Genomic DNA, 11,545 nt, shown 5'->3' with positions numbered 1-11,545 from the left:
GGCAATCGTCGTAGTAAGCAGTACATAACAGGGAGTTAAGCAATGGCAATTCCGGCCTACATGTGGCTCAAGGACGATGGCGGCGCCGACATCAAAGGTTCCGTGACGGTGCAGGGCCGTGAGGGCAGCGTCGAGCTTGTCGCCTTCAATCACGGCGTGCACATCCCGACCGACGGCAACACCGGCAAGCTGACCGGCACGCGCGTTCACAAGCCCATCACCCTGACGAAGGAAACGGACGCCTCCACGCCGTACCTGTACAAGGCGGTAACGAGCGGCCAGACGCTCAAGTCGGTTGAGATCAAGTGGTACAAGATCGACGACGCGGGCAAGGAGAAGGAGTACTTCAACACCAAGCTCGACAACGTCAAGATCGTCGCGGTCAATCCGGTGATGTACGACATCAAGAACCCGGACTACGAGAAGCACAACCACCTCGAGAACGTCGAGCTGCGCTACGAGACGATCACGTGGTCGTACAAGGACGGCAACATCATCCACAAGGACACGTGGAACGAGCGTTCCTGATATCCGCAGTGTGTGCCGGGACCGCGTGATCCTCCGCCGGTCCCGTTTTTTCCGGTCCGCCAGTCCGGCTTGCGGACTGGTCCTTTTTCTCCGGAGTCTCGCTGCTAAACAGTGCGGATTCCTTTCAATCCGGTCCGTCCCCTCATGACTCTCCGCGATACGACTCACCTCCTCCGCAGGCTCAATCCCCACTGCGCGAAAACACTTGAGGCGGCTGCCAGCCTCTGTCAGGGACGCCTCGCGGGCGAGATCTTCGTCGAGCACTGGCTGCTGAAGTTTCTCGAGGAGGGCGACGGCGACATTCCCGCCATCCTCGACCACTACGCGGTGGACGTCGATTTCGTGTGGGAGGCCCTCCTCGACACCATCGAACACGTGCCGCGCAACCTTAGAGGCAGACCGGCGCTTTCTGTCCAGCTTGCCACCGTGCTGCAAGCTGCATGGGTACGCGCATCCGACGAAGGCGAGGACGCGCTGATCCGCTCGGGACACCTGCTGCAGGCGATCGTCGATACGCCGCATGCGCTGCGCGCTCAGAAGGCATGGCCGCTGCTGTCGATAAGCAGCGCGCAGATCGGGCGCCTATTGCGGCGTCTTGGTCACCTGTCGTGCGAGAACGGGCCCGAAGACGATGAACCGGAAGCAGAAGAAACTGCGGTTGAACCCGCCACCGATATCCCACCGGGCACAGGCGCTGGCAATGCCACGCAGGCGCCGCCCTCCCGGCGCAGCACCGAAGGCGAAGCCCTCGCCCGCTTTGCCATCGACCTCACAGAGAAGGCCCGCAACGGCCAGATCGATCCCGTCTTCGGACGCGACCGTGAGATCCAGCAGATGGTCGACGTGCTCGCGCGCCGCCGCAAGAACAATCCGATCCTCGTCGGGGAGCCCGGTGTCGGCAAGACTGCGCTCGTCGAAGGCCTCGCGCTGCGCGTGGCCGAAGGCAGCGTGCCGAACGTGATTCGCGACGTGCGCATTCTCACGCTCGATCTCGGCCTGCTGCAGGCCGGCGCCGGCGTGAAGGGCGAATTCGAGCAGCGCCTGAAGAACGTGATCGACGAGGTGCAGGCGTCGGCCGTGCCCGTCCTGCTCTTTATCGACGAAGCCCATACGCTGATCGGCGCAGGCAATGCTGCCGGCGGCGCCGACGCGGCGAACCTGCTCAAGCCCGCGCTCGCGCGCGGCGAGCTTCGCACCATCGCAGCCACCACGTGGTCCGAATACAAGGAATTCTTCGAACGCGACGCCGCGCTCGAACGGCGCTTTCAGGTCATCAAGGTCGACGAGCCCGACGACGATGCCGCCTGCCTGATGCTGCGCGGCCTCAGGAGCCGCTACGCGACATACCACGCCGTGCACATCCGCGACGACGCACTCGTCGCTGCGGTGAAGCTCTCGCGCCGCTACATTCCCGCACGCCAGTTGCCGGACAAGGCAGTCGACCTCATCGACACCGCCGCTGCACGCGTGCGCATGGAGCTGGAATCTCCGCCCGCGGAACTGCAGCGCGCCCGCGCCGCCGTGTCGGCGCTGGAACTGGAACGCGCCACGCTCGATGACGACGCACGCGCCGGTATCGGCGATGGCGCAGCGCGCCGCACCGCGCTCGATAGCGCACTGGAACAGGCAAGGACCGATCTGGAGCAGTTCCAGGCCCGCTACGACGACGAACTGAAGCTGGTCCAGACGCTGCTGGAACAGCGTGGCATCGATCCGGCTGCGCGCGATGAAGCGTCACTCTCCCAGTCCCGCGAGGCGCTCTCCCAGGCGCAGGGCAAGACGCCACTCGTCTTCGCGGACGTCGACGCGCAGGCCGTCGCGCGAGTGGTGGCCGAATGGACCGGCGTGCCGGTGGGCGACCTTGTGGAAGACGAGCTGCAGAGCCTGCTCACGCTCGAAGCGCAGCTGGCCCGACGCGTGGTGGCGCAAGATGACGCCCTGTCTGCGCTCGCCGAAAGCCTGCGCACCGCGAAGGCAGGCCTGCGCAGCGAGCACGCGCCGCTCGGCGTGTTCCTGCTGGCCGGACCCTCGGGTGTCGGCAAGACCGAAACGGCGCTGGCGCTCGCGGACCTGCTGTTCGGCGGCGAAGCAGCGCTCACGACCGTCAACATGTCGGAGTACCAGGAAGCCCACACAGTCTCGCAGCTCAAGGGCTCGCCGCCCGGCTACGTCGGCTATGGCCGCGGTGGCGTCCTCACCGAAGCGGTGCGCCAGCGGCCCTACAGCGTCGTGCTGCTCGACGAGGTCGAGAAAGCGCACCGCGACGTGCTCGACATGTTCTATCAGGTGTTCGACCGCGGCACAATGCGCGACGGCGAAGGCCGCGAGATCGACTTCCGCAACTGCGTGATCCTGATGACCTCCAACCTGGGCAGCGCCCAGATCGACGAGGCGACGGCTGGCAACCCGGAGATTGCGCACGCCGCCCTGCTCGACGCGATTCACCCCGAACTGGTCGCGCACTTCCAGCCCGCGCTGCTCGCGCGTTTCCAGACGCTCGTCTACCGGCCGCTCGATGTCGCGGCGCTTGCCTCCATCGTGCGACTGAAGCTGGCGAAGGTCGCGGACCGTCTACGCCGCCAGCACGGCGTCGAACTGACATGCGACGAATCGCTCATCAGCGCGATGGCCGAACTGTGTCTGGCACGCGAGTCCGGCGCGCGCAACGTCGATGCGTTCCTCAACCAGCGCATCCTGCCGACGGTATCGCGTGAGCTGCTGGCGCGCATGGCCAGCGGCACGGCGCCGGGGAAGATTGCGCTCTCCAGCTCCGCTGAAGGCAACCTCGCGATCGACTTCGCCGACCAGGCCGGCGAGGCCGACATGGTCGATAGCGACGCCGCGCCCGCGTCGGTAGTCGCCTGACGGAGCGCACACGATGCCGGTCGGCCCTTCCCTCTACGACATGCTGCTCGGACAGATCGGCGGCGAGCCGCTGGCCGCATACGACGACCGCACGCTCGAATGCATGAGCGTGCAGCAGAACGTGCAGCGCATTCTCAACACGCGCGCGGGAGCGCTCAAGCATCTGCCGGACTATGGTCTCCCGGATCTGACCAACATCTACAAGGCACTGCCCGCCTCCTCGCACATGCTCAAGCAGCAGATGGAGGCCACGCTGCTGAAGTACGAGCCACGCATCCGTTCCATCGACGTCGGGATCATCGAAAACAACGACCCCGGCGTACTCGTGAGCTTCGAGCTGACGTGCCACCTGAAGAAGGCTGGGCTCGTGCGCTTCGGCACGTATTTCGAGCCGCCGGGACGCATGCGTCTGAAGCGGCGCGTACAGGAACACAGTTGATTCACCCGGAAAGTAGTAGCAACAAGCGATTTCTTATGTCGAACAGTTCAAGGCAGTACCAGGCGAATGTAGTCCAATCGAGCCCACGGCATACCGGAAGTGCAGGACGTATCGGGCACGGCCGATGCCACGCGCGGCGCGTCTGCGCGTCGTTCGTGCTTCTTTTTGTTGCGGGATTCGCCCGCGCAGAATACCGGGAACAGTGGTTGAGTCCGGCGGAACTCAGAAAGGAAGCGCAAAAGCATTCGGCGACCGCGCCTGGCTCCAGCCGCCCTCCGCATCGGCCCGAGGCTCGCGACAAGCGCGCAATGCAGCGTGCTCGGCATAGCGCCCCGTCGGCCTCGCGGACGGACGTGACACAGACAGATCCCACGCAGACCGACCCTATAGCGGCATTCGCGCGCGGCAAGCGATGAACCAGTGACGCCCGTGAGGGGGCGCGCGGCCAGCACGCCGGCCTGGCCCTCGCGACCCTGCCATTTCTCCAGTCGATAACCGGAATACCCGTCGGCGGAGTCTCCCGCCAGCCCGCTCCAGGTGGGAGACATCGCTTCGGACGCGATGCACGACCCCGCGCGCAAGCCTCGAAGCTGCCGGTCGACGCTCATCCAGCGCTAGCCGCACCCCTCGTCATTCCGCAGCCCGGTCCGCTAACAACACCTCGGACCAACGCGCCCGTGCTCACCCGCCTCTCACCCATGAGCCCCGCTCATGCCGCCCATGCAGAGATTTCGATTGTTGGGGGATTTTGGCAAACCTAGAGTGCGTTCGAACCCCATCCTTCGGGGCTGCTTCCGGTCCGCCAGTGCCCCTGCGGCCCCCTGCGGTCCCATTCGACAGAGGAAAACGATGAACCGCTCTCCATCCGTGCGCGGCCAGCACGCCGAACGCCGCTTTGCCTCAGCCCCAGCGCGCCTGTACGCCCATGCGTCGCGCGTTGCTCGCACAGCCTGCATCGGTGCGGCTGCGCTCATCGCCCTTGCCCCCGCGGCCCATGCCGACGCCATCGACACCATCGCGAAAGCCGGCGTCGTCAAGATCGGCGTGTTCGAAGACTATCCGCCGTTCGGGTCCATCGGTCCGGACATGCAGCCGCAAGGCTACGACATCGACGTCGCGAACCTGATCGGCAAGGCGCTCCACGCCAAGGTGGAACTCGTGGCCGTGACGGGCGACAACCGCATGGCCTACCTTGCGGACCACAAGGCCGACATGCTGCTCTCGGTGGGCGAGACGCCCGAGCGGGCCAAGGTCATCGACTTCTCGCAACCGTACGCGCCGTACTACCTGGCCGTCTTCGGACCGAAGGCGCTCGCCGTGAAAAACGCGGGCGACCTGGCCGGCAAGACCATCGCCGTGGCACGCGGCACGCTGGAAGATTTGTCGGTGAGCAAGATCGCGCCGGCGAGCGCATCGATCAAGCGCTTCGACGACCCCAACGGCGCCATTTCTGCATTTATTTCTGGTCAGGTACAGTTGCTCGTGGTCGGCAACGACGTGGGCGCCACGATTCTGGCGCGCCACCCCGCCAACGACCCGGAACAGAAATTTTCGCTGTTCAGCTCGCCCGACCACGTCGGCCTGAACAAGAACGAACCGCGCCTGATGCAGCAGGTCAACAGCACGATTGCCCGCGCACGCAAGGACGGCACGATGAACGCAATTTCGCAGAAGTGGCTGCACGCGCCGCTGCCCGCCGATCTCTGAAGTCTCTGAGGCCTCTGGGGCGGCACCGCGCGCGCCGCCGTGCGCTGCACGCTTTTTGGAAACGGTGATTCCCCTCGATGACATACGCGTTCGATTTCAGCGGCTTCGGCCTCTATGCGGGCATGCTCGCGCGGGGCGCGGCCGTGACCGTGGGGCTCACCGCCGTTTCCACCGTGCTGGGCGGGCTGGTGGGCGTGGCGGGCGCGAGCATCGCCGTGTCGGGGCCGCGCACGGCCCGCGCGGTGGTGGCGGCCTATGTCGAGCTGATCCGCAACACGCCGTTTCTCGTGCAGCTCTTCTTCGTGTTCTTCGGGCTGCCCAGCCTCGGCATCCACATCGACGAGGTGCAGGCCGCCGTGCTGGCCATGACGGTCAATCTGGGTGCCTACGCCACGGAAATCGTGCGCGCCGGCATCGATTCGATTCCGCGCGGCCAGGTGCAGGCCGCCATGGCGCTCGGGCTGCATCCGCGCCAGACGTTTCGTCACGTCGTGCTGCCGCAGGCTCTTGCCAACGTTTTTCCGGCGTTGCTAGGCCAGGTATTGATCGTGATGCTCGGCTCCGCGGTCGTCTCGCAGATTTCGGTCCCCGACCTCACCTACGCGGCCAACTTCATCCAGTCGCGCAACTTCCGCTCGTTCGAGAGCTACGTGATCATTACCGCGGCCTATCTCGTGCTCTCCATTGTGCTGCGCCAGTTGCTCAACCGGCTCGGCAAGCGGCTCTTCGCGGGTCGTGCGGCGCGGGCCACGTCGGCAGTGAGTCAAGCTGGAACGCGGCGCCGCGGCAAGCTGTTCGCGCGCGCATCCATTGCCGACACTACCGCGAACTCGCCCGCCGTTTCGCCGGCCGTTCGCACGGAGCGCTCGTCATGATCGAATTCACGCTCTGGGACATCGCGCGCAACCTGATTTTTGCCGCGCGCTGGACGGTTTTGCTCTCGCTCATCGCGTTCGGGGGCGGCGGCGCGGCGGGCCTCGTGCTGCTCGCCATGCGCGTGTCGCCCGTGGCCTGGCTGCGCCGCGTCGTGGTGCTCTACGTCGAGCTGTTTCAGGGCACGCCGCTCCTGATGCAACTCTTCCTCACGTTCTTCGGGCTGCCGCTCGTCGGCATCGACGTCTCGCCGTGGTTTGCGGCGACGATCACGCTCACGCTCTACACGAGCGCCTATCTCGTGGACATCTGGCGCGGCTGCGTGGAAGCGGTGCCGCGCGGTCAGTGGGCGGCCGGCGCGAGTCTCGGTATGACTCATGGGCAACAGCTGCGCTACATCGTGTGGCCGCAGGCGCTGAAAATCGCGGTCGCGCCCACTGTCGGGTTTCTCGTGCAGGTGGTGAAGAGCACGGCGCTCACCTCGATCATCGGCTTCGTGGAACTCACAAAGACCGGCACGATGATCACCAACGCGGCGTTCCGCCCGTTTCCGATCTACGGCATGGTGGCGCTCATCTATTTCGCGATGTGTTTTCCGCTCACGTGGTTTGCCCGTTCGCTCGAACGGCGTCAGCGGGTCGCGCAGCGTTGAGCGCCTGTCCGGCCGAGCCTATCTGGCCGAGCCTGTCTGGCCGCAGATCGCACCATAAGCGAGGGCAGGCAAGCGATGCCGAACGCGCACCGCCTGCCCGCCGCTCTGTCCTTCATCGCTTCGTTCAATGCATCGCGGTCTGCGTGCCGCGGCGTATCTTCGCCACGTCGTCCGCGCTGACTGCCGGCGCGTGATTGTTCCAGCCCGCTCGAATGAACGTGAGCGCGTCCGCGATCTGCCGGTCCGTCAGCACAGAGGCGAACTGCGGCATCGGATACGGCGCCGGAATGCCCTGAATCACGAGGTCGGGCGTGCCGTTCAGCGTGACGTTGATGAGCGACGACGCGTCCTTCTCTAGCACGTTGGGGTTGCCGGCGAGCGGCGCGAGCATCGGCGCGAACGCGCGGCCGTCGGTGCCATGGCAGTGCATGCAGTAGGTGGCGTAGACCTTCGCCCCTGCATCGCCGGCCGGCCGCGTGAGCGACACCTTCGTGGCCTGCGCGTCGTAGGCGTACTGCGGTTGTCCGTTGCCGCCCGCGGGCGCCAGCGACTTCAGGTAATGCGCGATCGCCCCGACGTCGCTGTCCGTCATGGCCTGGGTGCTGTTGTTGATCACCTCGCTCATCGAACCGAACGCCGACGCATGCGCGTTCGCCCCCGTCTTCAGGAATTGCGCGAGTTCAGCCTCGGACCAGCGCCCGAGCCCGACGTTGTGCTCGCCCGTCAGATTCGACGCATACCAGTTGTCGAGCAGCGCGCCGGAGAGATAGAGACCGCCACGTTCATCGAGCGCCTTCTCCTGGAACAGCGCGCCGCGCGGCGTGTGGCACGAGCCGCAGTGCCCGAGGCTCTGCACCAGATACGCGCCACGGTTCCACGCCACGTCCTGACCGCTCTTCGCCTGATAAACGCCCTTCTCGAGGAACACCGCGTTCCACAACTTGAGCGGCCAGCGCATGCCGAGCGGCCAGGGAATCTGCGGCACGCGGTTGGCCTGCCTGACCGGCGCCACGCCGTGCATGAAGTACGCGTAGAGCGCCTTCGTGTCGTCGTCGCTGATCTTCGCGTACGAGGCGTACGGCATCGCCGGGTACAGGTTGTGGCCGTCCTTCGCCACGCCCTCGCGCAGCGCGTGCGCGAAGTCCTCTTCCGTGTAGCCGCCAATGCCGGTTTCCGGGTCCGGCGTGATGTTCGTCGTGTAGAGCGTGCCCATGGGCAGGGACATCGGCAGGCCGCCCGCGAACGGCTTGCCGCCCTTCGCGGTGTGGCATGCCACGCAGTCGCCCACTTTCGCGAGGTAGGCGCCGCGTGCGACCAGCGCGTCGCTGGCTGCGTTGGTGGCAGGATTGTCCGCAGCATGGGCGTGCGGGGCAAACAGGACGGTGGCAGTGAATGTGGCCACTGCGGTGGTCAATGCAGTGGCCACAGCGGTCGCCACTGCGGAGGCCACCGAGGTGGCCGTACCAGCGGCCACCGTCATTGCGTTGAATCGCTTCATCGTACGGTGCCTCCCGTCAGGCGGTTTGAGCGTTCTGAAGCTGGCGGCCCACCGGCAATTGCCGCAGCCGCTTGCCCGTAGCCGCGTAGATCGCGTTGGTGATGGCGGGCGCGAGCGCCGCCGTGCCCGGCTCGCCGATTCCGCCCGGCGCCTCCGCGCTCTTCACGATGTGAACCTCGATGGGCGGCGTCTGGTCGATGCGCATCATCCGGTAGTCCGTGAAGTTGGTCTGTTCCACGCGACCGTTGCGGATCGTGATCTCGCCATACAGCGCAGCCGTAATGCCAAAGATCACGCCGCCCTGGATCTGCGCCTCGATGGTCGATGGATTCACGGCCATGCCGCAATCCACGGCGCACACCACGCGGTTCACGGCCACCTCGCCCTGCTGGTCCACGGTGACGTCGGCCACCATGCAGAGATAGCTGCCGAACGCGTGCATGACGGACACGCCGCGGCCCTGGCCCTGTCCCTTTGGCAGCGCGCTGCCCCAACCTGCCGCCTGCGTGGCGACGTCGAGCACGTGCGCCGCGCGCGGTGACTTGCCGAGCAGGTCACGGCGATATTTCACGGGATCGGCCTTCGCCTGCGCGGCGAGTTCGTCGATGAAGCTCTCCACCACGAACGTGCCGCGCGTGGGACCCACGCCGCGCCAGAACGCCGTGGGTACCGTGTGCGGCTCAACCCGCACGTAATCGATCAGCTGGTTCGGCAGGTCGTAGGGCAGATCGACGGCCACCTCCACCGCGTCGGGATCCACGCCGTTCTTCACGGCGGGCGGCGCGAAGCGCGCAAGAATCGACGACCCCGCGATGCGATGCTGCCAGGCCACCGGCTTGCCGTTCGCATCGAGCCCGGCCGAAAGCGTGTCGTAGTAGTACGGGCGATACATGTCGTGCTGGATGTCTTCCTCGCGCGTCCAGACCACCTTCACGGGCGCGTTCACCTGCTTGCCGATCTTGAGCGCCTGCGTGATCGCGTCCACTTCGAGGCGTCGCCCGAAACCGCCGCCCAATAGAAAGTTATGCACGACGATCTTTTCGGCAGGCAGCCCCGTGATCTTCACGCCCGCATCCACGGCGCGCGTAGGCACCTGCGTGCCCACCCAGATATCGCAGCCGTCGGGACGCACATGCACCGTGCAGTTGATCGGCTCCATCGTGGCGTGCGCGAGGAACGGCTGCTGGTAGACCGCATCAATGCGCGTCTTCGCTTCGCCGAACGCCTTGCCCACGTCGCCGTCTTTGCGGGCCACCGCGCCGTCGTGTTTCGAGGCATCGGCGAGATCGGCCACGATCTGCTGCATCGAAAGCGTTGCGGCCGGCCCCTCGTTCCATGTAACGACCAGCGCGGAGGCGCCGCGTTTCGCGGCCCACGTGTGGTCACCGATCACGGCCACGGCGTTGTCGATCTTCACGACCTGGCGCACTCCCGGAATCTTCTTCGCGTTCGTGTCGTCGACGGAAGCGACGGTGCCGCCGAACACGGGGCTGTTCACGATCGCGGCATAAACCATGTCCGGCAGCCGCACGTCGAAACCGAAGCGCGCCGTGCCGTCCACTTTCTCCGGCGAATCGAGGCGCTTCGTCGGCTTGCCGATCAGCGTGAACTGCTCGGGCTTCTTGAGCGGCACGTCTTGCGGCACGGGCAGCTTCGCCGCGGCATCCACGAGTTGGCCGTAAGCGATGCGCCGGTTCGTTTCCGCGTGCACGACCTCGCCCTTCTCGGCGTGGCACGACGCCGGGTCCACCTGCCACTGCTGCGCGGCGGCTGTCACGAGCAGCACGCGCGCGGTCGCGCCCGCGCGGCGCGCCGGCTCCCACGCATAGCGGATCGAAGTGGAGCCGCCCGTAAGCTGGCCGCCCAGCAGCGGGTCCATGAACAGCTTCTCGTTGGGCGGCGCGTGATCGAGCGTCACGCTTTCGAGCGGTACTTCAAGCTCTTCGGCCATCAGCATCGGAATCGACGTGTAGACGCCCTGGCCCATTTCGACCTTCGGCATGACGAGCGTGACCTGGCCGTTGCGGTCGATCTGGATGAACGCGTTGGGCGCGAATACGCCCGCGGGCGCGGGTTCGCTCGCATCGCCGCCCACCACGGATTTGCGTGCCGCGCCGCCTGTATCGGTGGCTGCAGCGTTGTTCGCCGCCGCTTCGTCGCCGCTCGCCGCCCGCACGCTGAAGCCGAGCAGCAGACCGCCGCCGGCGAGCGCGCCAAGCGTCATGCCGGCCTTGAGGAAGGTGCGGCGCGAGAGACCGCGTTCGTGCGGCGCGAGCGTCGCGTCTGCCGCTTCGAATGCTTCGGGCGCGTCGCCTTGTGCGTGCTTGCCTGCTTCGAGGAGTCCGCGCGACATGTCACGCCCCCTTCGCGGCGTGCTTGATCGCCGCGCGAATGCGGTTGTAGGTACCGCAGCGGCAGATGTTGCCGGCCATCGCGGCGTCGATGTCGGCGTCGCTGGGTGCAGCGTTTTGCGCGAGCAGCGCAGTGGCGGTCATGACCTGACCCGACTGGCAATAGCCGCACTGCACCACATCGACCTCGCGCCATGCCTGCTGGATCTTCTGGCCGGCAGGCGTTGCGCCTACGGCTTCGATGGTCGTGATCTTCTTGTCGCCCACTGCGGCGACGGGCAAGACACAGGAGCGCACGGCCGCGCCATCCAGATGCACCGTGCAGGCGCCGCACTGTGCAATACCACAGCCGAATTTGGTTCCCGTCAGTCCGACGAGATCGCGCAGCACCCAGAGCAGCGGCATATCGGGCGGAGCGTCCACCGTATGGATCTCGCCGTTGATGTTTAGCGTCGTCATGAACAACTCCGATTGTGGGCTATTGTTTGTGAACACGGGCCAATGAAGCGCCATGCGGATGAACTGTTCTGCATTGCGCACGGATGGTCGATTGAAGACTGAAAGAACGCGATTGCATTGCACGAAAATGCAGTGAATCCGGAGCGAATCGAGAGCGGCAAAAAATTGTAGCC

9 protein-coding genes are annotated in these 11,545 nt (G+C 65.9%); 6 read left to right on the top strand and 3 right to left on the bottom strand.

Annotated elements, in window-relative coordinates:
• The first annotated feature begins 42 nt into the window (after positions 1-42).
• From P2869_RS23505 to P2869_RS23480, 6 genes are all read left to right on the top strand, one after another.
• Positions 43-528, top strand: a complete 486-nt coding sequence (locus P2869_RS23505; protein WP_012733890.1) for an Hcp family type VI secretion system effector — start codon at positions 43-45, stop codon at positions 526-528.
• Between the two features lie 144 nt (positions 529-672).
• Positions 673-3,393, top strand: a complete 2,721-nt coding sequence (tssH, locus tag P2869_RS23500) for a type VI secretion system ATPase TssH (RefSeq protein WP_277599721.1) — start codon at positions 673-675, stop codon at positions 3,391-3,393.
• A gap of 13 nt (positions 3,394-3,406) precedes the next feature.
• A complete protein-coding gene (tssE, locus tag P2869_RS23495; RefSeq protein WP_017776025.1) occupies positions 3,407-3,832 on the top strand; it encodes a type VI secretion system baseplate subunit TssE in 426 nt (141 codons plus the stop codon).
• An 849-nt stretch (positions 3,833-4,681) separates the two neighbouring features.
• Complete coding sequence (locus tag P2869_RS23490) at positions 4,682-5,539, top strand: transporter substrate-binding domain-containing protein (RefSeq protein WP_277599720.1); 858 nt, start codon at positions 4,682-4,684, stop codon at positions 5,537-5,539.
• Positions 5,540-5,616: 77 nt separating this feature from the next.
• Complete coding sequence (locus tag P2869_RS23485; RefSeq protein WP_277599719.1) at positions 5,617-6,414, top strand: amino acid ABC transporter permease; 798 nt, start codon at positions 5,617-5,619, stop codon at positions 6,412-6,414.
• Entirely contained in the window at positions 6,411-7,064 is a 654-nt protein-coding gene (locus P2869_RS23480) for an amino acid ABC transporter permease (protein WP_277599718.1), read from the top strand. The genes P2869_RS23485 and P2869_RS23480 overlap by 4 nt, the downstream gene beginning before the upstream one ends.
• A 124-nt stretch (positions 7,065-7,188) precedes the next feature.
• Here P2869_RS23480 and P2869_RS23475 read toward each other — a convergent pair whose 3' ends face one another.
• From P2869_RS23475 to P2869_RS23465, 3 genes are read right to left on the bottom strand one after another with little or no spacing between them, the layout of a single operon-like run.
• A complete protein-coding gene (locus P2869_RS23475; protein WP_277599717.1) occupies positions 7,189-8,562 on the bottom strand; it encodes a cytochrome c in 1,374 nt (457 codons plus the stop codon).
• Positions 8,563-8,578: 16 nt separating this feature from the next.
• Entirely contained in the window at positions 8,579-10,915 is a 2,337-nt protein-coding gene (locus tag P2869_RS23470) for a xanthine dehydrogenase family protein molybdopterin-binding subunit (protein ID WP_277599716.1), read from the bottom strand.
• 1 nt (position 10,916) lies between these two features.
• Complete coding sequence (locus tag P2869_RS23465) at positions 10,917-11,372, bottom strand: (2Fe-2S)-binding protein (protein ID WP_199542023.1); 456 nt, start codon at positions 11,370-11,372, stop codon at positions 10,917-10,919.
• Positions 11,373-11,545: the final 173 nt, after the last annotated feature.

The organism is Paraburkholderia sp. SUR17 (assembly GCF_029536165.1).
GTDB classification, from domain to species: Bacteria; Pseudomonadota; Gammaproteobacteria; order Burkholderiales; family Burkholderiaceae; genus Paraburkholderia; species Paraburkholderia kururiensis.
Note: the sequence above shows the minus strand (reverse complement) of the source record. Positions and strands in the feature narration are given on the sequence as shown.